The sequence below is a fragment of the Paenibacillus sp. NPDC058174 genome (assembly GCF_042883865.1).
GTDB lineage: Bacteria > Bacillota > Bacilli > Paenibacillales > Paenibacillaceae > Pristimantibacillus.
Map to the genome: position 1 here is coordinate 402,777 of NZ_JBHVUY010000001.1, position 22,176 is coordinate 424,952.

Consider the following 22,176-nt stretch of genomic DNA (forward strand, 5'->3'; position numbering starts at 1 on the left):
ATACATTGGAAACGACGATGAAGCATCAAATTTTGTATTTAAGCAAGCAGGATCTTATCGAATTGGGAGGGGCTCATTCCGAGCCTTACGTTGCTGCCGTCAGCCGGGCGCTTGAGTTGCATAGTGCTGGAGATTATGTACAGCCGCTTAAACCATATTTGCGCGCAGCGGGGGAGAACGGCCATATTGCAGACCGGATTATTGCCATGCCCGCCTATGTTGGCGGGGATACCGCGATCAGCGGATTGAAATGGATTGGCAGCAAGCATGATAATCCGGCGAAACGGAACAAAGAGAGGGCAAGCGCATTAATCATCTTGAACGATCCTGAATCGAATTACCCCGTTGCCGTCATGGAGGGCAGCTTGATCAGCAGCATGCGCACAGCGGCTGTTACTGTGATCGGGGCTCGTTATTTGGCGAGAGAGGGATTTCAAGCCGTTTCTGTCATTGGCTGCGGATTAATTGCCAAGATGCAAATATTGTCCCTGCTGGAGCAGTTCGATGCTATTCGAACGGTTCGTTTATACGACTTGAATCCTGAGGCTGCAGGCAAGCTGGCGGAAGAAATTCAGCTGCGTTTCGGCGGTATTGAAGTGATCGTTGAGGATACGGCGGAGCAAGCTGTCCGGCAGGCAGAAGTGCTGGTTACGGCCACGGTGGCTTCTGTTCCGCATATCCCGTATGAATGGCTTGCGAAGGGGACGTTTGTCAGCAATATTTCGATCATGGATTTGCGTAAAGACGTGTTCATTCAGGCGGATAAAGTGGTGGTGGATGACTGGGAGCAATCGAACCGGGAGAAAAAAATTATTAACCAGCTGGTGCTGGAAGGCAAGTTCTCCAGGGAGCAGCTGCATGCTGAACTGGGTGAAATTCTAATCGGACGCAAACCGGGCCGGGAGTCGGACGATGAGATTATCGTCTTGAATCCGATGGGCATGGCGGTAGAGGACATCGCTAGCGCGGCCGAGTTGTACCGCCGTGCGCTGTCGGCAGGAAAGGGAAATCCGCTATGGCTGTAGCGTTTACGGGAAAGCAAATGCAGACGGAGCATAGCCGCATGGCGGAGGCCGTCCGGGAACGGAAGCAGCTGCAAAATGAACCGTTCTGCGCTTACTTGCATGATCTGGATGCCTTGCGGCGTGTTATTGAAAGCCGGGTTAACGCTTTGCCCGAATTTTGCAAGCTGTTCTATGCGATCAAGGCAAATTCGGAAGAAGCTATTTTGCGGGCGCTTGCTCCCATCGTGTATGGGTTTGAGACTGCATCTCTTGGAGAAATCAAGAAGGTTCGCCAAGTATCGGCTGATATTCCGATTCTGTTCGGGGGGCCTGGCAAAACAGAAGCGGAGCTGGAAGGCGCATTGCAGCACGGGGTGCATTTGATTCATGCCGAAAGCCTTCACGAGCTTAACAAGCTGAATGCGATTGCCGGACGCCATAACACAAAAGTGTCTGTGTTGCTGCGCATTAACCTGAAAGGTCCGCTGCCCCAGGCCAAATTGGCGATGGGCGGACGCCCGACGCAATTCGGCATCGAAGAGGAGCAGCTGCCTCAAGTGATGGAACAGATCAAATCACTGCCGAATTTGCAGGTGGAAGGCTTTCATTTTCACTCCTTGTCCAACAACTTGGATGCGGGAGCCCATGCGGAATTGGTGCATTACTATTGCACGCTTGCACGGCGCTGGGCGGATACTTACGGCTTAACGCTCCGTTATCTTAACGCCGGCGGCGGTTTAGGCGTGAATTACGCGGAGTTGGAGCAGCAGTTCGATTGGCAGCATTTTGTGAAACAGTTGAACAGCCTGGTGAAGGAAGCGGTCAGCCCCGACATGATGATCTATTTCGAATGCGGCCGGTATATGACGGCTGCGACGGGATATTATGCAGCGGAAGTGCTGGACATTAAGCGGAATCACGGCAAGTGCTATGTCGTGGTCCGGGGCGGAACGCATCATTTCCGCTTGCCGTCGTCCTGGCAGCACAGCCATCCTTTTGAGGTGATCCCTGTTGAGGAATGGCCCCATCTTTACGAGCGGCCTTCACTCAATCAGGAAGCTGCTTCCGTCGTTGGCCAGTTGTGCACGCCAAAAGATGTTCTGGCACAGGATGTTCAGCTGGAACGAGTGCGCGTCGGTGATATTTTGTTATTCCCTTATGCGGGAGCGTACGGCTGGGCGATCTCGCATCATGACTTCTTAAGTCATCCCCATCCGGAGCATATTTATTTGGAATCCGGTGCGGAGAAAGGAGGCTGCTTATGAGCGGAATCACTTGGTCCATCGTGCAGTCTAAAGAGCTTGCTATCGTAAGGCGGCGTATTTTCCGGCAATTAATTGAGTCCTTCTTGTATGAGCGCATATTGACAGAGCCGGATATCGAAGAGGAATCCGAAGCCGAATACAGCCTGCATGGCCAAAGCGAAACCGGAGAAGCTGTTCAATACCGGTTCACCGCTTCCCGGAAATGGAGCTTTGGGCGAATCCGCCTTTCTGAAAAGCCTGTTATGCGTATCGTGGAGGGAGAGCTCCGGGAAGCAGAGTCGCTTCCTCAGTTTTTACTAGAGATCTCGTCATCGCTTCATGCGAAAGAAGACAGATTATCTTCCTTCATCGATGAGATTCAGCAGACGCTTCTGAAGGATACGATGTCAATGCTGCATCACCGCCAGCAAGTATCGGCTTCAGCTGCCGCGATAACTGCGGATTACGATGAGTGGGAGGGCGATCTTATTGAGGGTCATCCCTATCATCCCTGCTACAAATCCCGCATCGGATTCACGCTTGCTGACAATGAAGCCTATGGACCGGAATTCAAGCCGGATCTCTGTCTGATCTGGGTAGCGGTTCGCCGTTCTGCTGCAAAGCTGTCCGTATCCGGAGGCCTGGATGAAGCTGCGTTTATGCAGCATGAGCTGGGCGATGACTACGGCAAGTATGCCGCTATTCTGGAGCAAAACGGCCAACAACTGAAGGATTATGTTCTGATGCCTGTACATCCTTGGCAATGGAATCGGATTATTGCGCCGGAATTCGCTGAGCAGCTGCGTACAGGTGAGTTGATCTATCTGGGATACGGATCGGAAAATTACCGGCCGCAGCAGTCCATTCGGACGCTGGCGAATACGAGCGACCGCAGCAAGGCGTATGTCAAGCTGCCTATGAATATTACGAATACGTCGTCGGGCCGGATTCTCGCCCAGCATACGATAATGAACGCTGCGCGAATCTCGGATTGGCTTGGCAGCATCGCAGCGGAAGATCCTTTTCTTTCCCGGACATTGCAGGTTATCGTACTGAAAGAGGTGTTAGGGGTGTCCTATCACCATCAGAAGCTGCCTAATGTGCTGGAGCAAAAGGTATACGGCTCGCTTGGCGCGATATGGAGGGAGAGTCTGCATCGTTTTCTTCTCGAAGGGGAAGAAGCTTACCCGTTCAACGCCTTGGTTCATACGGACAGCGAAGGAAAGCCGTTTATTCAACCTTGGGTTGAACAATATGGCTTGGAGGAATGGCTGCAAACACTGCTCCGCGTGTCGATTGTGCCGTTGGTCCACCTCTTGCATGCCCACGGTGCCGCGCTGGAATCACACGGGCAAAATATGATTATCGTTATGGAACACGGTCTTCCGAGACGCATTGCCTTGAAGGACTTCCATGATGGTGTCCGCTACTCACTCAGCGTGGAGCAACAACGGAAGTATCCCGCAATCGAATATCCGCCGGCAAATCATCAGCGCCCCAACCGGAACTCGTTTATCGAGAAGGAGACGGCGGAGGAATTAACCGACTTCTTATTGGACGCGCTGCTGCTCATTAATTTTACAGAGCTCGCCTTCTTTCTGGAAAAGCATTACGGCTTACCGGAACGCCGTTTTTGGGAAGCAGCGGCGAGCATTATTATGGATTATCAAAGGCAATTTCCGGAGCTGCAAAGCCGATTTGAACTCTTTGATGTATTCAAGGCAGAGATTGAGGTGGAGCAGTTAACGAGGCGCCGGATAGATGACGGAACAATAGACTGCGTGCACCGGGTAAGCAATCCGCTTCATGCTTACGCACTGGAGCGCTATTCATATTACGGGGAGTGAACCATATGCGTACGGTGAACGCAAACGAACAAGTGGAGCCCGGCGTAAAGCAGGAAAAGCAATCAGCATTCGAATTTTATCGGGAGGCGATGCAGTCTCCGCACTATGTTGACGTAAGGAGAAGGATTTTTCGCCAATTGATCGAGTCGATGCTGTTTGAGGGATTGATTGCTTATCAATCGGAGGGGGAGGATACCCGCATCAATGGGACCGGAATGGATGGAGAGCCGATTGCTTATCTGTTCAGAAGTGAACGGCGTTATACATTCGGGCGAATCCGGCTAAGCCGCATGCCAGTCCGCAGAAAAAGCAGCACGGGCGAGACAGAAGCCGAATCTATCGCGGTTTTCTTGCTGGAGGTTGCAGCCGGAGCCGGAGCGGCGGAGGAGAAGGTGCTCCATTTCATTCACGAGCTGGAGCAGACGTTAATCAACGATACTATGGCGCAATATAAGCGGCACAAGGAAAACCATAATCTGCATGCCTTGTCCGATGAGGATTGGGAGAGCGGAATGATGGACGGCCATCCTTATCATCCAAGCTACAAGTCGCGCATCGGTTTCGATATCGCAGATCAACAGCAGTATGGTCCCGAATTTGCCGCAGCCATTCATCCTTTATGGGCAGCCGTTCATCGCAGCCGGGTCAAGCTCAGTCATTCCGTCCAGCTTCCCGATCCGGGTTCAGCCAATTGGCTGAAGGAGCAGCTGGGCGAACAGAAGCTCGGGCAATTTGCGGCGAGCATTCGGGAAGCCGGGGCCGATCCGGCCGATTATGTGATGCTGCCTGTTCATCCGTGGCAATGGCGAACGACGTTAACGTCGGTACTTGCGGCCGATATTCGAAGCAAGCAGATTTTGCCGCTTGGCAGTACGGATGAGGAATACACAGCCCAGCAATCTATTCGAACGCTGGTGAACCGGTCACGTCCAAGCAAGCATTATCTCAAGCTGTCGCTTAGCATTTTGAACACGTCGACCGGCCGGATATTAGCTCCCCATACCGTAGAAAATGCCCCTGTTATCTCGGATTGGCTCAAACGAATCGCTTCGGCGGATGCCTATCTGCGTGATGAGCTGCGGCTTATTCTGTTAGGTGAAGTTGCAGGCGTTGCGTATGTGAACAGCGATATCCCTGCTCCGTTACAGTCCAAATCTTATGGCACGCTGTCCTGTATTTGGAGAGAGAGCTTGCCGATGCATCTGGACAAGAGCGAGACGGCGATACCGTTTAATGCCTTATGTGCTGTAGATCCGGCGGGCCAGCCGTATATCGCGCCGTGGGTCGGGCAATTTGGCATGGAGCACTGGCTGACAGAGCTGCTAAAGGCAAGCGTGAATCCGATTATTCATTTCCTGTATGCGCATGGCATTGCACTAGAGTCCCATGCTCAAAATATGGTGCTGGTGCTCCGAGAAGGACTTCCGGTCCGAATCGCGTTGAAGGATTTCCATGATGGCATCCGGTTTGCCCGGGAAGGGCTAGCGAATCCGGAAGATTGTCCCGGCTTGGTGTCCACGCCGGCGGAGCATCAGCGTGTGAACCGGAATTCGTTTTTGGAGACGAATGATCTGGAAGCGGTGCGGGATTTTGTACACGATGCCTTCTTCTTTATCAATCTTGGTGAGCTGGCGATCTTTCTGCAGGACCATTTCGGTATGGAAGAGAAGCTGTTCTGGAGCAAGGTGCGGAGTGTGATCGAGCAGTATCAGCAACGATTCCCCGAGCACAGCGAGCGATTTCACCAGTTTTTTCTGTTCGACTCCTTTATCGGGGTGGAACAATTGACGGCGAGGCGGTTATTTCCAGATACGGAGCTGCGTATGCACAAGGTCTTCAACCCGTTATCCCAGGAGATTGAATTGGATTAATCTGGGTATTTATCCGTAACGTAAAAAAAAGTACATGAGATGAATAAGTTTCTGCATGGACACATTTTAAGATAATACGTTATCTTATTAATAATGGTTATCATTCTTAATTAGGTCACAGGGGGAATTTAGGCATGCTGGCAAGTAAACAGGTACACGGCTTGAAACGATGGGGAGTGTTGTCCCTAATCGCATTGGTTATTCTGATCCTCTCCGCTTGCGGAAATGCAGGATCGAACAAAGAAAATACGGAAGCTGCAGGGGGAGGCGTTAAAGAAAATACGCCTGCGGCAACGGCAGAGCCAAGTGCGGAGCGGACGATTAAAGACGCATATGGAGATGTGAAGGTTCCGGCTAATCCTGCCAAAATTGTCGTGCTGGATATTGGTGCACTGGATAACTTGCTGGAGCTGGGCATTAAACCGATTGGCGCGCCGTCGATTCTGGCAGCGGGCGATCCATATCCGGCTTACTTAAAGGGAACAGAGGGCATTCAAAATATCGGCTCCGTCAATGAACCGAATCTGGAAGCGATTGATGCGTTGAAGCCTGATCTGATTATCGGAAATAAGGATACGCATGATGCGATATACAGCCAGCTGGGGCAAATCGCTCCTACGGTGTTTGTTGAGACACTAGGCGTGACTTGGAAAAACAATCTTCAGCTTCATGCCGATGCGGTGAACAAATCGGAGGAAGGAAAAAAACTGCTGGATGCCTACCAAGCGCGTATCGATCAGTTCAAAGCCGATCTGGCGGGTCAAGATGTGAAGAAGGTGTCGTTATTCCGGCCGCGTGCAGATAAAATTCAGATTTATTTGAAGGACACGTTCGCTGGCACGATTATGACAGATGCCGGAATACAGCGCGTCGATTCGCAAAATGTCGAGGGCTTCTCGAAGGATGTAACGGAAGAGCAGATGACTGAGCTCGACGGCGACGTCATTCTTTGGTTCAACAGAGAACCGGATGCTTTCGCTAAGCTGGAGAAAAGTCCGTTGTGGACTTCCTTGCCAGGAGTTCAGAACAATCAGGTTAAACCAGTGGACTGGGAATATTGGATGAGCGGACTCGGCATTCAAGCTGTAAATAAAGTTGTTGACGATCTGCACTCCTTTTTGCTGAAATAATGATAAGATTGGGTCGTCCTGTCGACGGCCCAATCTTTCTTCATTTCTTTTCCAATCAGGAGCTGGAGGTAGAGGTGTGAAGTACACAGGATTCATATTTCTTGCCGTATTAGTCGGCTTGGCCTTGGTCGCAAGTGTAGCCTTTGGCGTCGTTCAAATTTCTGTTTCTTCTATTATAAATGCGATCTGGTCGTTTGACGGAGCGTATGATCAATTAATTATTCGATCCGTCCGGTTGCCGCGGGCATTGATTGCGGCAGCAGTAGGCGGATCGCTGGCAGTTGCCGGCTGCTTGATGCAGGCGCTTAGCCGGAATGGTCTCGCCGGACCCGAAATATTCGGGGTAAACAACGGTGCTGCTTTGGCAGTAGTTATCGTCTCGATCGTCTTGCATTCCACCTCGCTTGCCGTTTTTTCATGGGCGGCGATGGCTGGTGCTGCAATAGCCGGTGCCATTGTATTTCTGCTAAGCTCGCTAGGCAGACAATCGCTAACCTCGATCAAGCTAATATTAGCAGGAGCGACTATTAATCTGTTATTCGCTTCCCTTACCCAAGGGATACTCATTCTGAACGAGCAGTCCTTGGATACGATGCGTTTTTGGCTTGCGGGATCACTTACAGGCAGAGATCTGCAATTGTTTATCCAAGTAGTTCCTTATATGGCCGCAGGGCTGGCTGCCGCTTTCGTTCTCAGTCATCATATGAATGTAATAAGTCTAGGGGAAGAAATGGCCCAAGGATTAGGCCAACGCGTATTTTTCATAAAAGTGTTATGCATAGCGGTCATTGTACTGCTTGCTGGCGGTGCCGTGGCAATCGCGGGTCCCATTGCCTTTATTGGTCTAGCTGTTCCGCATATTGCGCGTTCCCTGGTCGGGAGCGACTACCGGTGGATGATTCCCTATTCTGCCTTGCTTGGCGCTTTATTGTTATTGCTTGCAGACATCGGCGCGAGATTTGTGCTTCCGGCACAAGAGGTTCCTGCGGGTATCGTAACGGCCTTTTTCGGTGCACCGTTTCTTATTTATTTGGCACAGCGAAGGGGGAGAACGAAATAATTCCTTCTATTATAAAAGGGCGCTGGCTAAAGGTCATAATCGGGTTGCTTCTATTAAATATATTTGTGCTGTTGCTGAGCATCGTTATCGGAGAGAGAATGATTCCGGCGGGTGAAGCTCTTCGAACGGCAATTGGGCTCGGAGGAGATGAATATGCTTTTACCGTTCGCCAAGTACGGCTGCCCCGAGTGCTTGTTGGTTTTCTGGCAGGCTGCGGTTTAGCACTCTCAGGGAGCATTCTGCAAATCATTACCCGCAACCCGCTAGCTTCACCCGGGGTCATCGGCCTAAACTCAGGAGCTGCAGCTGCTGTAGTGGCCGCTCTTGTTCTGGCACCTGGCTTCTCTATGAGCTATCTGCCTTGGATTGCTTTCAGCGGTGCATTGGTGACAGCTCTAGCGATTTATCAGCTCTCCTGGAAAAAGGGCAGCTCGCCCGAGCGGATGCTTCTGGTCGGTATCGGGATATCCGCCATGGCCGGAGCTCTCATTACTTATCTATTGACAGTGGGCAAAATCTTTCGAGTATCTCAAGCGTTTACATGGATGGCTGGAAGTCTGTACGGACGCACTTGGGATCACTTTTGGCCGCTATTGCCCTGGATTATTGCTCTATTCATCATACTATTATGTTACACCCGTCATCTTGATTTACTGCAGTTAAGTGACGGTGCGGCTGTTGGGATGGGCATCCGATTGGAGCGGACGCGATTGTCGCTGATTTTGTTAAGCGTGGGATTGGCTGGGTCCGCCGTTTCGATGGCTGGCACGATTGCCTTTGTCGGATTGATGGCGCCGCATATGGCCTCCCATCTGGCTGGCACTCGAAGTCTAAGACGATTGCCTGTTGCTGCACTATTAGGCGGGCTCATTGTGATGACGGCCGATTTGCTCGGACGAACGATTTTCACACCTTACGAAATTCCGGTTGGGTTGATAACGGCATTGATCGGAGCGCCTTATATGATCGCTTTGCTCATTCGCCGCAGAGCTATATAATTAGAAGAAACACGATTTGCTCTATGAAAGGCAGGTGCCTGATGCTGTCTCACGGGAGTCAGACTCACGCTCATTCACTATACCTGTTCTCGTCCGTCCGCAAAAGAAGATTTGCAGGCAGGCCCGGGGTCCGAACCTACCGGATTCCTGCTTATGTACTGTGCTTTATTACCGAAGGCGAAGGTGTCGTGCTCATGGACGGCATGCTTTGTGATATTAAGCCGTTTGAGCTGTATTTACTTGTGCCCGGTATGATCGTAGAACTATCCGAACGTTCTGGAGATTTTTCCTACTACGGCATATTTTTTCGGCCTGTCGCATTGACGAAGGCTAAAGGGGGGATGACGGTGTCGAACTCCCTTGCATTATCCGGCTCTTTTCGCCCGGGACGTATTCCGGTCGTTCACCCGCAGCAAATTTTGCAGCGGATTCTTCAAATGTACGAGGACAGCAGAAATGAAGGAAAACATGACCGCTTGCTGCTTCGGCTGCAATTGGAGCAATTTATTCACGGTATTATGACGAGTACACCGGAATCGGACCAGCAGAATGACGAGAGGCTCGACCGGAGTATTGCCTTCATGGAACAGCATTATATTGATAAGATCAGCATTGGCAGACTGGCAGAAGAAGCGGGCATGACTCCCGCAGCCTATTCTCGTCTGTTTCTGAAAGTAACGGGATCGACGCCTGTTGAGTACCTGGGTATGATCCGGATGAATAAAGCGAAGGAGCTGTTGAATAAAAGCCATAGCCGTGTCAAAGAAGTAGCGGCAAGCGTCGGATTCCGCAGCGAGTTTTATTTCAGCCGAATGTTCCAGCGTACGGTCGGCGTTCCTCCTACTATATATATGAAACGTCAATCCTTGCGGGTCGCGGTCGCCTCCTCGCTTGGGTTCCAGCAATACTTGCAATCTATCGGCATTGAGCCTACATTTTCACTTGATCTCTTTCATTATCCCGGTGTCAATGACAACGAGTATAAGCAGCGTTTTCGCTCTCAGATGGAGGAGCTGAGGCTGTCTGCTCCGGATCTGATCATTGCAGATCACTATCATACCGATTTCAAGGAGAACTTCAAGGAAATTGCGCTTCCGGTTATTCTCGATTTGTCATTGTGGGACTGGAAATTGAATTTCATCAAAATTGCAGAGCTGCTCGGACGGGAGAGTGAGGCGGATCAAGCGATTGCCCGTCTAGAACTACGTGCTTCCGAAGTAAAGCGGGCTTTGCAGTTAAAGCTCGGGAAAAGACGTATCACGCTTATGCAGGTCAGTCACCGCACGATCGGCATACAGGGCACTGGGGGGCATCCATTAAATGAGCTGCTCTACAGTGATCTTGGTCTAGAGCCAGGCATTCCGGTAATCGGTGACATATGGAGACAGGAGATGCCGCCTGAAGCATTGCCAATGCTAGAAACCGATCATCTCTTCATCCATAAGCATCATGTATTGGCCGGCAGCGAGCTCATGTACCAGCGCTTGATTCACTCCGATGTCTGGCATGGAATACCCGCGGTGAAAAGAGAGAAGGTCAATCTCATTGATAATTGGTTTGCGATGAGCTGGACGCCTATTGGCAGGCAGACTATTATGGATTATTTGCTGAAATATGATTCGGAATAAATAGAAGAGACAGTAAGGGCGGCTGGTGATGGTTCGTCCTTTTTTTACGCTTGCAGCTCTGGAAGCACATCGAGTACGATAGTTACAGTACTTTCTATGTTCGATGTGTGGCTGGTGAACCCAATTCACTTGATTATGCTGAGAGGGGTATCCAGAGCTGCAGAGCCGCAGGGGGTAGCTTATTCCTGTATATGAAGCATGATGCGCAGCGGAAGGGAGGTCATTTTATCCAAATCAGTAAAGCAGTGTTAGCGGATGCGGCAGCAATTGCTCGCGTTCATGTCGATAGCTGGAAAACAACTTACGCCAACATAATCCCGGACGAGTATTTGAAAGCTCAATCGTATGAACAAAGGGAACGGTTATGGATGGAAGTGATTCCTAAGAATATCGTGTTTGTTGCGGCAAATGAGGAAGGCAGCATCGTTGGCTTTGCCGATGGCGGTAGTGAAAGAAGCGGTAATTATCCGCAATTTGACGGACAGCTTAACGCAATCTATGTGTTGCAGGCGTATCAAGGGCAAGGCTTGGGGAAGAGGCTAGTACAATCCGTTGTTCATGAATTGAAGCAAAACGGAATGAAATCGATGCTTGTTCATGTGCTGGAAGCGAACCCTTCCCGAACGTTTTATGAAGGATTGGGCGGAAAGCTGGTCGATTCATTCGAGGTTGATTTTGCTGGTGAGAAATTAACGGAGCTTGTATTGGGTTGGGATATTAATGGTTTCTAACGGAATTATACTGGATTAAAAGACGGCAAAGCCTAAGTGATGGCTTTGCCGTTTTTTTTATTTACCGTATCAAAGATGATCCTATGGCACAAAAGTATTCTTAAGCTGTAAAAAGTGCGTACTATTCAGTCTTAATTGAAGTTAATGAATTTTGCTATAAAATCAACTTTTCCAAGTACCGTCTGCTTTTGAAACTTGCCATTTTCCGTTTTTATCTTCAACAATCACTTTCGTTCCGTTTGCTCCGTCACGTAACAGTATCAGAATTTATAATTTCGAACTCCAAAGTTCGGGTACATGTACATAATGATCTTGCTCCTTACGTATGTGCCCGTAGCCAGGGAAATGTAGGTGCATCCCTGATACAAGTAAGCGTTCATCAGTGGCAAGATCCAAAATACGTTTCCTTGTTTCAATTACAAGGTCAGGATTAACATCCATAGCTAATTTCTCTTCCGGTCTGAGTAATTGAATCGTGGCATTATGAAGAATATCTCCCCAGATTAACAGTTTCTCTCCATTTGATTGGATAAGAAAAGCGGAATGACCCAGTGTGTGACCAGGCATCAATAGCTTCAATACCCTTTTTCATCCCTAGTAAAGGTGCGAATTCGTCCCTCATAAGGTGCCAGTGCTGCCTGTGCCATTTGGAAGTTGCCTTGCTCATTCTCATTGGATGGATCTTTCATGTTGCGATTTTCCATCCAGAAAAAAAGATTTCAATTCTATTACGATAAGTGATATTACGAAGAAGGCTACCATAAATCGCAGCACTTTTTATGCTCATTTTTCTGATAAGTATGCACTTGTTGATGGATACTTATCTAATGGATTTATTGATTTTATCCGTAAAAGAGTGGAGTCAAATGCAAAGGGATTTATTGAGCCTCAAACTTGCTGAAAACTTGAAAGAGGATGATTAAGAACCTTGGCGTATGAACGACTAGGGTTCCTTGTATTTGTTAGTGTGTTATCTGAAGGAGAGCCGGTGTGATGAAAGCAGAATACCGAAAGGGCAATCTTCAAACAGAACTCTCTACTCCTTGTTGCTATGAATTTGATTTGGTACCATTAGTTGCTTCCCGGCATTCAAACGTTTCATCCAAGTAGTGCTAACTGCTTTCATAATCAACCTCTTTTCTAAAATTAGATGGTCTGTTTTGGTATTTCCAGGTATAACTTATTTGTAGCTAAAGCTCAATTGTCCGGATGGACGCAGGAATATTCATTGTTGCGAATAATCAGCAAACAAAAATGAATATTGGGGCTATTAAGACGCTGTTTAGTGATGTACAATTATTTGCGAAGGATGATACATAGAGCATATGAAGCAAAGCAGCCAACGGAATTGATAATGTTGCGGGGGTATAAACGGTGAATAAAGCTGAGAAATGGAAAATATCAGGGAGAACATTACTTTTAACCGTAATTGCGGTTAGGCTTGCGGAGAATCTACTGTTTGATTTTTTTTATGTCAGCAGAATGCCGCTTAGCGGGGCAGCATTTTCAGGCGCGTCTGTGGGTATTGTAGTGGGTGCGCTGATACATGCGATTTTATTTTACCATCTATATAAAGGCGCAAAATGGGGGCTTATAGGCGTACTGGCGTTTGGCGCTGTAAGCTTGGCGTTTGCATTAATTAATTTTTCAATGTTTAATTTGATAGACATCCTGCTAATAATCACCTGTATGACTATTTTGCTTTTCAACAAGAATGTTAAATCATTCCTCAAAGATCAGTTTAAATAAGAAAATTATCCGAAATCGTTTGTTTTGTGTTAAGAGTTCTAGAAGTTAGCGGCTAACATACTGACCTGGTCCATTAGGGCAGTACGAATCTTTGGAAACGGTATCGGAGAGATAGTAGAGTACAAATAGAAGAAGCCAACGACCTGTCGTCTGACAGGTCGTTGGCTTTTTTGTACGCCCAGCATGTGCGTCATCTCTAGGGTGAAAGTCCCGAACGGGCGCTGGAGAACGCCTACCGTTAGCCAAGAGCAAGGGTGTCGGCCGCGAGGCAGAATCTGAAGGAGGCTGGAGGCAAATGCACGAGCTAAGGTACACGAACTGGATTCGAGGCAGTGTTAGTCGGATGAGTCACCAAAACATGACGAAATCCGAAGTCGCCAAAGGCAACGTTGTAAACTCCAGCAGCTGCGGGCAGAAAGATGACGTTCTTATCTGGGGAGGCCTGCAAGAACACGCGAAGTCACTTCGTAACCGTGGTTGAGAAGCCGCGCTGAATCCGCAGGAGTCAGCAGAGGCCATAGTACGGGAGTAAGGGACGCCTGAAACCGGAAGGGCTGAACCGAAAGGAGAGGAAACCGATGCGTTCGTATGAAAAGCAAAGAAAGCAGAAAATCTCGCACGCCATTGGCCATGACACCTGCGTTTACATAGGCACGGATGAGCTTCAAGACTCTTTTGTCTGCACTTTTCCTGCTATCCTTGCCATGAGCATGTCGTGATTCACTCGGTCAAAGAATTTCGGTAAGTCCATGTCTACTACCCATCGAAAACCTTCTTGGAAGTTCGAGAAAATGGGAGAAGGCACCCCGCAAGGTGGACCACTGAGCCCACTCTTAGCGAATATTCTTCTGGACGACTTGGACAAGGAGCTAACCCTTATTAAAGATGATCCTATGGCACAAAAGTATTCTTAAGCTGTAAAAAGTGCTACTATTCAGTCTTAATTGAAGTTAATGAATTTTGCTATAAAATCAACTTTTCCAAATACCTTCTTCTTTTGAAACCTGCCATTTTCCGTTTTTGTATCCAACAATCACTTTCGTTCCGGTTGCTTCGTCAGCAGCTCTAAATTTAGAGCCTTCGACAACCATTTTATTTGTTGAAATCTCCGTCTTTTCGACACGCAACAATACCCCTGTAAGCACCATCGTCTGGTGATCATATAATCCATCTTCTCTTAATTGCTCATAAGTCGCTTCCATTACTTTTACATTGTATTTTTCAAAATTCGTTAGAATTTGTTTCTTGTCTGCCACAGCCACATCCTTAAAATTACTCATGTCAATTGCAATATATTGCATCCCTTCATTTAAGCCTTCATCAATTGGCATGTATGCATCTAATGCCAAACTATACAATTCTCCCATATCTTTTGTGGGATTGGCGCTCGAACAGGCGGTTATTAGTATTACGCAGAGTAACACTAGCCCCAATTTAACTCTCATTTCAATTCCTCCCTTACTTCACCTGACGGAAAATATTCTAGTATTGTTTCAATCTGGGAAAAAAGAAGTCTGGAATAAAACAATAGCAATATGATTTGCTGTTTTGCAAGCTTTTAGGGCAATGCTCTGCTCGGTAGCTTCAAAATATTTTTCTATGATCTGGTAAATTAGACATGCGCATAAAGTCTTATTTTATATCCTTTTAATTGAAATTAAGGATTATATGTTAATAATGAGGGATTAAAGTCCGATGAAATAGTAATTAAAGGATTTTTATAAAAATTAGTAAAGTTGGTGATATAAGGATGTCGATGATGGCGGTTAGTTACGAGCAACTGCAAATTGAGCCATTCGAAATTCGGATTCATAAGATTGCATTGCATTTGAAAGTCAACGATCACGGCAGGCTTCACTTCACTGGTGTAATTCCAGAGAAGAAGGAAGAACAATATGTAAATATGGCGAATGAGAATACTCCCGTCGAGTTGTTCTTCAAAGATGAGAAGGGTAAGAAGCAGCGGTTATTTCACGGTATGATCTTGAAGCTACAAGTAAAAGTAGAGAACCAAGTGAACTGGTTAGAGGTGGAAGCGGTAACCCATTCTCATGCAATGGATCTTCGTCGCGAGACTCGCTCCTATCAGAATGTAGATTTATCAATCCCGGATGTCATGCAGAAGATAAGCAGCAATTATCCAGATGGACAAATCTTCAATACATTTGCAGAGAAAAAACGTCTCGGCGATTACACTTTGCAATATCAGGAGACGGATTGGGAATTTTTGAAGCGGCTAGCTTCTCATTACAATACGGTACTAGTACCTGTACCTACGGAAGATCACATTCGCGTCTATTTGGGCATGCCGGAGCACCGGGATGCAGGCAAATTGGAAGCTACCCATTATCGGATGTATAAAGACATGCTGGCTTATCAGAAGGAAGCGCAGTCAGGAGATATTGATGAACAAGATTATATCCGTTATGAGGTCCAGACTCGTGACCGGGTACTTCAGCTTGGGGATCAGATAAAGTTCAAAGGGCATTTACTGCATATCTTCGAGATCCGAACAGAGATGCTTCAAGGTCTGCTTTCATTCCGGTACATCTTGGGCCGTAAAAAGTCTGCATATCAACGAAAGAGATACAACTCACGGCTTGTTGGCGCATCGATCACCGGAACGATTATGGGTGTGGTGAGGGATGAGGTTCAGCTTCAGCTCAATTGCGATCAGGAATGGAGCATTGGGACATCTCATCTATTCCCTTATTCAACTATGTATGCTTCGGATGACCAGACTGGCTGGTACTGCATGCCTGAAAAGGGTGACAGCGCCCGTCTATACTTTCCTAATACCAAGGAAGCAGAAGGGATCGCGCTAAGCTCTGTTCGTAAAAAATTACCCGATGGGGCACGATCAGCACCTCCTCCATCTTCTAATGGTACAGTCGCTGCAGGAGGGACTACGACGACGGTTGTACAGCAGGAGCAGCTTCAGCCGATCATAAATTATGACAAGGACTTGAAGGAAGATCTAATGGCGAATCCCAATACGAAGTTTTTGCTTACGCCAACCGGGCAGAAGATTACCTTTGAGGAGGACAAGATTACGATTACGGGGGCTGCTGGTGGAGCTACGCTGACCCTGACCAATGCGGGGACTATTATTCTCAACTGCGAGAATAAGATCACCCTCCAAGCGGGTAAGCAGATTGAGATGGCGTCAGAGTCGGTCACCTTGCTTGCTAATCAGATAGACATGACCACAAAGAACGGCAATGGAGGTCTGAAGATTGACCAGGGGCAGGTTGTCATCAAGGGGATTGAGATCTTAATGAATCAATAAAGAAGCGGAGGGTGGAATGATGCACCAAATGAAACTGTGGCAGCAGTTTCTTGAGCATGAAGTGCTGCCGCTTCGCAATGCCAAAATACGTGAGCTGCATTCTTTCTACATTAGCAATAAAAGGGAAATAGCAGAGGGTATTGTTTCCTTGTTTGATATTTTGTGCAAACAGATCAAGCTGGAACAGGAACGGGGAGAGCTTTCGGCATGCAGTTCGATGCACTTGTCCTTGATGCGCACAAGACTAATGCAAGGCGACCCTGCTTATTTGCTGCATTTGAGTGACCAGCACGGAAAAACCAATTCTCTCATCAGTGGGATCATGTATGATGCAGGCTGGATTTTTCAATATATGGATCAGTGGTTTGTGGAATGTGAGATTAGCCGAAGGCGATACATGAACAAGATTGATCACGCAGAGCTTCAGGTGTGGTTGACCAGAGAGCTGTATCCTTTTCATGTCTACATGGTTCATGCTGTTCGTTACGCCATGGATGCGATAACCCTGCTGGATTCATTCCAAAATATTCGCAAGGACATCCAATTTGAAGTCCGTGTTGGTGAGTATGGGGATAGTGAGGTGACCGAATCCGTATATCGGATCAATGAAATGCAGCGAAGCTCAATCACATGTAAGGGGTGGCTGGAGAGCCGCGTGCCTAATGAATATATCTATGAACATATTGCAGGTGTCAATCTGATACAGGGAGAGTATGAGCAATTGGATTTCAATTATGCCCGCTTCGAAAAAGCAGTAATAACTGGCAGTCGAATGAAGGGGGCGAGGCTGCTGGGAACACGGTTTGAACGTTGTCGGTGTGAGCATGTCGATTATACTATGACCTTGCTGTATGATGCGGATTTCAGGGAAAGCGACTTAACTGGAGCAAGCTTCGATGGGGCATTGGGCGGACGGGATGCCTTCGTGGAGGCTCATGGTTTGTTTTATGGGATGAATGGTGTCCGGTTCCAGGGTGCAAGTCTGAATCATGCAAGCTTCAAGTATGCGAAGATCGCCGGGGATTTCACCGGAGCACAGCTGGAGGAGACAGATTTCACCGGAGCTGATCTGACGGGCAGCCGAATGCTGGCCAGAGACCGGCTCCATGTGAATTTGACCCCTGAACAACAAGCTTCGGTGGAATGGGAGGCGGGTTAGCAGCGTGATGAAGGAAACGGACTATTATGTGCTGGAATACGATAGTAGGATTTCTTCGAGCGGAGGGGGGCTGGAGTGGCCGGAGCGTATGCTTCGGGGATATGAATATGCTGCAGATGAAGAAATTGTTTATGTGAAGCAGGGGCAGCCTTTTGCTTCCCCTTGCATGATGGAGCATTATCCCTTGCTGCTGCTAAGTGAAGAGTTATCTTTGTTTATTCTAAAGGCTAACCCCGAGATTTCTTATAAAAGGGTTGTCGTAATGAACTTAGAAAAACAAAACCAATCCTTCTATAAGTGGATGGATTTGCCGAAAGCAGCTTGTCCTGCTCCAGAACGGACCTTAGTTCAGGGGGGACAAATTATGGCCATGACGGCCGATATTCGAGGGTTGGAAGATGCACCCGTATTTACGATTCCCTATTACAGAGCCCATGTGATAATCGCGCGTCTTGATGCAGCAGAAAGTCTGTTAAGGGCAGGTATATATGGCTTGGTTGTTAGACCTATTCAAATAGCGGAAGGAGAATTTTAAATGGGAATTACAGATACGTTCTTATCCAAGGATACGCGGAACAAGCTCCTCTCTTCCCCTTGGAGGAGCGAGGATACTTACGTAACGGCTGGGGCTTATATGGCATGCACGTTGGGTTCTCATGAGGAGGTGCTGAACAAGCAGGAGCCCAATGGGATATTCATTAACGGGAGTCCGATGCTGACCGTCGACGATTGTGTGCCTTCGACTTCGACATCGGGTACGATACGCGGTGTTATTCCTTTTCAGCAGATGGGACAAGAAGTCGATGGGAATTTCTATTCTTTTGGGTTTTGCCGGAGTGAGCGGCATCCAATGAAGCTGGCTGAAAGTATAGCGGGTCGCGATTCTTCATACGTTTTTGATACAGATTCAACGGAACCCACCTTTGGTCAAGAAATTTACCCGTGCGCCCCTCAAATCATGCCCACCGTCTCAGCGCCATCTCCAATTCAAGCAGCTGCTCAGCCAAGCGCTTTACCTGCCTTGCCGACGCTGAGTTCCTTGCTTGATGCATGGAACGTAGCGAAACCGCAATGGACAAATGGAAGCCCTACTGTATCAATTCAAGGGGTTCCAGCACTCACCAGCAAATCCTGCTTGTTCTGCACATGCGGGGGTCAGATTCGTTTGTTGACTAATGGCATGGATCCAGCTCCTCCGGAGTTCTCCGCTAGGTAAGCGGTAAAAGGGAGGAGAAGTCAATGGGAACGATTTATCAAAGAGACGGATTCGAGCTGCAATGGCCGTACGCGATTAAGGATGTACACAGTTTCAGAATCGAAAGGGCGTTTAATGCCCACACGCGTTGTGTATTTACAGTCCGGATGAGGGAGGAAGAAGCTGAACAATGCCTCCTTCAAAGCAGTTTCAATGATAGTGTATCTCTGCAGAAGCGAACGGATTCCCGAACGGAACGCTGGTTCGCTGGAGGTATCACCAAGGTAGACATTCATATGGAAGACGGAATTCCATTGGTGGAAGTTCATATGTTGTCGCGGACATACAGTATGGATATGCAGCCGAAAAGCCGTTCTTATCAGAACAAGTATTTAACTTATACCGATACGATTCAGCAGCTCGCAAAGGAATATCCCGGCGGGGAAGCTCAGAATATGGCGACCAGTGACCAGGCGTATATCGGAAGTTTACTGGTGCAATACGAAGAGACAGATTGGCAGTTTTTGAAACGGCTTGCTTCTCGCGTAGGGACAGTTATTTTGCCGGATGTCACGATGGATGCGCCACGTGTATATTTTGGAGTGCCGGATTTTTCATGGGGTAAGGATCTGCATGCCCGCCGCTACACCATGATGAAGGACAGGAAGCTTTATGAAGAACTTTTAGCCAATGCAGACAGTGAGGATGCTCAAAAATTGGTCGAGGACGACTTTATCAGTTATCGGGTGACTAGCGAGCAATACTTTGAGGTCGGGGATAACGTATCGTTTAAGAATCAGATTTGGGTGGTCTCAGAATCAATAATCAGCTATGTCTCCGGCTTATTGCAGTATCAATATCTCTTGGTCAAACGCCAAAGCTTGCGCCGCAAATCCCGTCGCAATGACCAGCTTCAAGGAAGGTCGCTAGAGGGGCGTGTAGTAAAACGGGCCAACAATATGGTGTACGTGCACCTTGATGTTGATGATCAACATGATGAGCAGGGCAACTGGTGGTTTCCCTACTCAGGTGAAGGTAACAATATATTCCATTGCTTACCGGATGAGGGGAGCCGAATTAAAGTCTACTTCCCTAGCGGCTCAGAGAAACAGGCGATCGCAATCAATTCCGTTCGCGGCGGCAGCGAGGAGATGAAGAGCCGTACCGTGTTCCAAAAGCCCACGACCAAGGTGTTTGAAATGCCTGGTGATGCCAGGATGCAGCTTGGGGACGATGGCGTGCTTTTTGAGAAGGGAACCGTCAGTTTGCATCTGGATGGGCAAAATATTAGAGTTAACGCCAGCGAGGATTTACTCGTAGTTGCAGGCAGCAGCATTGAAGCAGGCAACGGAAGCGGACAGAGCATGCTGGAATCCTTCCGTATTCGTGCCAATCAGCAGATCGTGCTTCAGACAAATACGGATCAGTACGTTATGCTGAACGGCAATCGGGTAGGTATACGAAGCGCCAAGCTGGATTTCCAAAAAGTCGAAGTGGACTTTGTGGAGCTGCTGACAGAGGACGAACTGGAAGATTTGTATACGGATATGTTGGCAAAGGAAGAAATTAGGAAGCAGGAACTTGAATTATCATTAAAAGTGAAAGCAGCAACTCAATATACGAAAGAGCAACGAGCTGACATCCGCTCCAAGGTTATTGAAACGGCGAAGAGCGATCCTGCGCTAAGGAACCAGGCAAGAGAATGGATGAGCCAAAAACCGCTGGAAGAACAGAGAGCCGTTTACCAGCAGAAATATGTGAAGCCGCCTCCTGAAGTGCCGGAGAAGAAGGGCAAAGAAAAACAAGCTGAACTGGAGAGGCAGCAGCAGGTCTACGAGCAGATGGACCGGGATCGCAGTGCCATTTACGAGTGGAAGCAGCGCTCTAAGCGGGTCATGGAGCAAGGAGCGGCTAGTGGTAAATCAGACGCCGAGATTCAGGCGATGCTGCCAGCACCACCAGTGTTGGGCAGTTCTCCTGACCAAAGTGATTCAAGCGGGAAGTCTGGACTGGCCGAAGGATTAAATATGGGACGAGGATTTCGGAGAGGGCTTCAGCAGATTAAACCCTGGCTGGAACAGATGGAGCTGGAATATATCATTCCACAGAAACCCGATTATCTAAGCAAGAAAACCCAAAAAACGGTATACTTATCTCGATACACGTACGAGAAGCTAATCATCGATCCCCAAATACTCATTGCCGAATTTAACCTGATTTTTGGTGTCATTGCGTTAATAGCAACGATTCCAACAGGCGGAGGTTCCTTGTATTTGCTAGCTGTGGCCGATGCAGCACTCGGAGTGTCGATGATTATTGTGAATATGCAGAAGCTGACCGATCTGAAAAATGGTATAGCAGATACCAACCCTAAACTTCTGGGAATGGATCAAGCGTTTCTGGACAATATAGGCATTGGTTTGATGGTGGTTAACCTGTCACTTCTAGCGAGACATGGATTGCACAAAGCGGCTGACAAACTGGTAAACAGTAGGAACATGTCGGCGCTAGATGAAACGTGGAGCGCATGGAAGAAGCAAGTAGAGCTGGATCTGCCTGCTGCGAAAATAGATCCGGTGATGCCTCCGAAAACAAAGCCTACTCCGCGAAAGTTGGGCGGTCCTGGAAAGAACCTGCCTATAGATGAGTTCGATGATACGCATATCTATAGTGGGGCTAGTAAGGGGAAAACGGGAGCTAAAGGAGAGGATCCGCCTAAGAGGACCGATAATGGTAGTTTAGGCATATCTAATAGATTTCCGACAAGACAGATTGATCCGGTTGCTGATGCGCATATTCTTGAAAAAGTTGCAGGAGCAAGAGGCGGTTTATCGAATAAGTATAAAGAGAGTGGTAATTTTGCATATGCTGAAGTAAATGTTTCTGGTGTTAATAAAACAGATTTTTATGCCCACAGTGGGATTCACAACCCTGCAAAAAAAATACCCGGGACTGAAGAATTCTCATTTAAACCAGAGAATCCTACTTTCAAGGCAACTGAAGCACCAGATAACGGAGGCAATACTTATTTGCGAGATGGAGATACTGAGTATAAGATTCTGAATGATTTAGCAGAAAAAATAGGCGATAATACAAACGCTTCGGGAAGTATCAAATTATTCACAGAAAAAGATACTTGCGGAAGTTGTAATAAAATAATTCAGCAATTTAGTCAAAAGTATCCTAACATCAAGATTGAAGTAATTCATAATAATGAAATTCCAGTGCAACCCAAAACACTGAATTAATAATTTTTGGAGGTATTTTCCTA

The 22,176-nt window shown here is 47.8% G+C and carries 18 protein-coding genes and 2 pseudogenes; 16 read left to right on the forward strand and 4 right to left on the reverse strand.

Annotated elements, in window-relative coordinates; translation table 11 throughout:
- Positions 1 to 17 precede the first annotated feature (17 nt).
- The 9 genes from sbnB to ACFVVF_RS01885 all read left to right on the forward strand — a co-directional run bounded on the left by sbnB (position 18) and on the right by ACFVVF_RS01885 (position 11,513).
- A complete protein-coding gene (gene sbnB / locus ACFVVF_RS01845) occupies positions 18 to 1,025 on the forward strand; it encodes a 2,3-diaminopropionate biosynthesis protein SbnB (protein WP_387808731.1) in 1,008 nt (335 codons plus the stop codon).
- Complete coding sequence (locus ACFVVF_RS01850) at positions 1,016 to 2,269, forward strand: type III PLP-dependent enzyme (protein ID WP_387804865.1); 1,254 nt, start codon at positions 1,016 to 1,018, stop codon at positions 2,267 to 2,269. The genes sbnB and ACFVVF_RS01850 overlap by 10 nt, the downstream gene beginning before the upstream one ends.
- Entirely contained in the window at positions 2,266 to 4,095 is a 1,830-nt protein-coding gene (locus ACFVVF_RS01855) for an IucA/IucC family protein (protein WP_387804867.1), read from the forward strand. Before ACFVVF_RS01850 ends, ACFVVF_RS01855 begins: the two co-directional genes overlap by 4 nt.
- A gap of 89 nt (positions 4,096 to 4,184) precedes the next feature.
- The gene (locus ACFVVF_RS01860) at positions 4,185 to 5,966 is read left to right on the forward strand and encodes an IucA/IucC family protein (protein WP_387808734.1); all 1,782 of its coding nucleotides are present in this window, start codon (positions 4,185 to 4,187) and stop codon (positions 5,964 to 5,966) included.
- Between the two features lie 134 nt (positions 5,967 to 6,100).
- Positions 6,101 to 7,096 carry an ABC transporter substrate-binding protein gene (locus tag ACFVVF_RS01865; protein WP_387804868.1) on the forward strand — a complete coding sequence of 332 codons (996 nt, stop codon included), beginning with the start codon at positions 6,101 to 6,103 and terminating at the stop codon, positions 7,094 to 7,096.
- Between the two features lie 76 nt (positions 7,097 to 7,172).
- On the forward strand, positions 7,173 to 8,156 hold the full coding sequence (locus ACFVVF_RS01870) for a FecCD family ABC transporter permease (RefSeq protein ID WP_387804870.1): 984 nt from the start codon (positions 7,173 to 7,175) through the stop codon (positions 8,154 to 8,156).
- A 65-nt stretch (positions 8,157 to 8,221) separates the two neighbouring features.
- The gene (locus ACFVVF_RS01875) at positions 8,222 to 9,154 is read left to right on the forward strand and encodes a FecCD family ABC transporter permease (protein WP_387804872.1); all 933 of its coding nucleotides are present in this window, start codon (positions 8,222 to 8,224) and stop codon (positions 9,152 to 9,154) included.
- Between the two features lie 23 nt (positions 9,155 to 9,177).
- Positions 9,178 to 10,782: a helix-turn-helix domain-containing protein gene (locus ACFVVF_RS01880; RefSeq protein WP_387804874.1), complete on the forward strand. Its 1,605-nt coding sequence runs from the start codon at positions 9,178 to 9,180 to the stop codon at positions 10,780 to 10,782.
- A 191-nt stretch (positions 10,783 to 10,973) separates the two neighbouring features.
- Entirely contained in the window at positions 10,974 to 11,513 is a 540-nt protein-coding gene (locus ACFVVF_RS01885; protein ID WP_387804876.1) for a GNAT family N-acetyltransferase, read from the forward strand.
- Between the two features lie 267 nt (positions 11,514 to 11,780).
- On the opposite strand, the gene ACFVVF_RS01890 is transcribed toward ACFVVF_RS01885, so the two are convergent.
- Both ACFVVF_RS01890 and ACFVVF_RS01895 read right to left on the reverse strand, forming a co-directional pair.
- Positions 11,781 to 12,092, reverse strand: coding sequence for an MBL fold metallo-hydrolase (locus ACFVVF_RS01890; protein ID WP_387804878.1), 312 nt, complete (start codon positions 12,090 to 12,092; stop codon positions 11,781 to 11,783).
- A complete protein-coding gene (locus ACFVVF_RS01895) occupies positions 12,089 to 12,217 on the reverse strand; it encodes a hypothetical protein (RefSeq protein WP_387809050.1) in 129 nt (42 codons plus the stop codon). The genes ACFVVF_RS01890 and ACFVVF_RS01895 overlap by 4 nt, the downstream gene beginning before the upstream one ends.
- A gap of 2 nt (positions 12,218 to 12,219) precedes the next feature.
- On the opposite strand from ACFVVF_RS01895, the pseudogene ACFVVF_RS01900 reads away from it, so the two are divergent.
- Both ACFVVF_RS01900 and ACFVVF_RS01905 read left to right on the forward strand, forming a co-directional pair.
- Positions 12,220 to 12,313, forward strand: a pseudogene (locus tag ACFVVF_RS01900) (TetR/AcrR family transcriptional regulator); the annotation flags it as partial.
- A gap of 574 nt (positions 12,314 to 12,887) precedes the next feature.
- A complete protein-coding gene (locus tag ACFVVF_RS01905) occupies positions 12,888 to 13,262 on the forward strand; it encodes a hypothetical protein (protein ID WP_387804879.1) in 375 nt (124 codons plus the stop codon).
- Positions 13,263 to 13,879: 617 nt separating this feature from the next.
- On the opposite strand, the pseudogene ACFVVF_RS01910 reads toward ACFVVF_RS01905, so the two are convergent.
- Positions 13,880 to 14,040: pseudogene (locus ACFVVF_RS01910) on the reverse strand (group II intron reverse transcriptase/maturase); the annotation flags it as partial.
- Positions 14,041 to 14,233: 193 nt separating this feature from the next.
- The gene (locus ACFVVF_RS01915; protein ID WP_387804880.1) at positions 14,234 to 14,707 is read right to left on the reverse strand and encodes a peptide ABC transporter substrate-binding protein; all 474 of its coding nucleotides are present in this window, start codon (positions 14,705 to 14,707) and stop codon (positions 14,234 to 14,236) included.
- Between the two features lie 311 nt (positions 14,708 to 15,018).
- Between ACFVVF_RS01915 and ACFVVF_RS01920 the strand changes: the two genes are divergently transcribed.
- The 5 genes from ACFVVF_RS01920 to ACFVVF_RS01940 are packed head-to-tail and all read left to right on the forward strand — an operon-like array spanning position 15,019 to position 22,153.
- On the forward strand, positions 15,019 to 16,551 hold the full coding sequence (locus ACFVVF_RS01920) for a contractile injection system protein, VgrG/Pvc8 family (protein WP_387804882.1): 1,533 nt from the start codon (positions 15,019 to 15,021) through the stop codon (positions 16,549 to 16,551).
- A gap of 28 nt (positions 16,552 to 16,579) precedes the next feature.
- A complete protein-coding gene (locus ACFVVF_RS01925) occupies positions 16,580 to 17,710 on the forward strand; it encodes a pentapeptide repeat-containing protein (protein ID WP_387804884.1) in 1,131 nt (376 codons plus the stop codon).
- 4 nt (positions 17,711 to 17,714) lie between these two features.
- Positions 17,715 to 18,245, forward strand: a complete 531-nt coding sequence (locus tag ACFVVF_RS01930) for a hypothetical protein (RefSeq protein WP_387804885.1) — start codon at positions 17,715 to 17,717, stop codon at positions 18,243 to 18,245.
- Positions 18,246 to 18,926, forward strand: a complete 681-nt coding sequence (locus tag ACFVVF_RS01935) for a PAAR-like protein (protein ID WP_387804887.1) — start codon at positions 18,246 to 18,248, stop codon at positions 18,924 to 18,926.
- Positions 18,927 to 18,949: 23 nt separating this feature from the next.
- Positions 18,950 to 22,153 carry a deaminase domain-containing protein gene (locus ACFVVF_RS01940; protein WP_387804889.1) on the forward strand — a complete coding sequence of 1,068 codons (3,204 nt, stop codon included), beginning with the start codon at positions 18,950 to 18,952 and terminating at the stop codon, positions 22,151 to 22,153.
- Positions 22,154 to 22,176 lie beyond the last annotated feature (23 nt).

Coding starts and splice junctions, on each gene's coding strand:
- sbnB (WP_387808731.1), top strand. CDS start 18: ATGAAGCATCAAATTTTGTATTTAAGCAAGCAGGATCTTATCGAATTG.
- ACFVVF_RS01850 (WP_387804865.1), top strand. CDS start 1,016: ATGGCTGTAGCGTTTACGGGAAAGCAAATGCAGACGGAGCATAGCCGC.
- ACFVVF_RS01855 (WP_387804867.1), top strand. CDS start 2,266: ATGAGCGGAATCACTTGGTCCATCGTGCAGTCTAAAGAGCTTGCTATC.
- ACFVVF_RS01860 (WP_387808734.1), top strand. CDS start 4,185: ATGCAGTCTCCGCACTATGTTGACGTAAGGAGAAGGATTTTTCGCCAA.
- ACFVVF_RS01865 (WP_387804868.1), top strand. CDS start 6,101: ATGCTGGCAAGTAAACAGGTACACGGCTTGAAACGATGGGGAGTGTTG.
- ACFVVF_RS01880 (WP_387804874.1), top strand. CDS start 9,178: ATGAAAGGCAGGTGCCTGATGCTGTCTCACGGGAGTCAGACTCACGCT.
- ACFVVF_RS01885 (WP_387804876.1), top strand. CDS start 10,974: ATGAAGCATGATGCGCAGCGGAAGGGAGGTCATTTTATCCAAATCAGT.
- ACFVVF_RS01895 (WP_387809050.1), bottom strand. CDS start 12,217: ATGGAAAATCGCAACATGAAAGATCCATCCAATGAGAATGAGCAAGGC.
- ACFVVF_RS01915 (WP_387804880.1), bottom strand. CDS start 14,707: ATGAGAGTTAAATTGGGGCTAGTGTTACTCTGCGTAATACTAATAACC.
- ACFVVF_RS01920 (WP_387804882.1), top strand. CDS start 15,019: ATGATGGCGGTTAGTTACGAGCAACTGCAAATTGAGCCATTCGAAATT.
- ACFVVF_RS01925 (WP_387804884.1), top strand. CDS start 16,580: ATGAAACTGTGGCAGCAGTTTCTTGAGCATGAAGTGCTGCCGCTTCGC.
- ACFVVF_RS01935 (WP_387804887.1), top strand. CDS start 18,246: ATGGGAATTACAGATACGTTCTTATCCAAGGATACGCGGAACAAGCTC.
- ACFVVF_RS01940 (WP_387804889.1), top strand. CDS start 18,950: ATGGGAACGATTTATCAAAGAGACGGATTCGAGCTGCAATGGCCGTAC.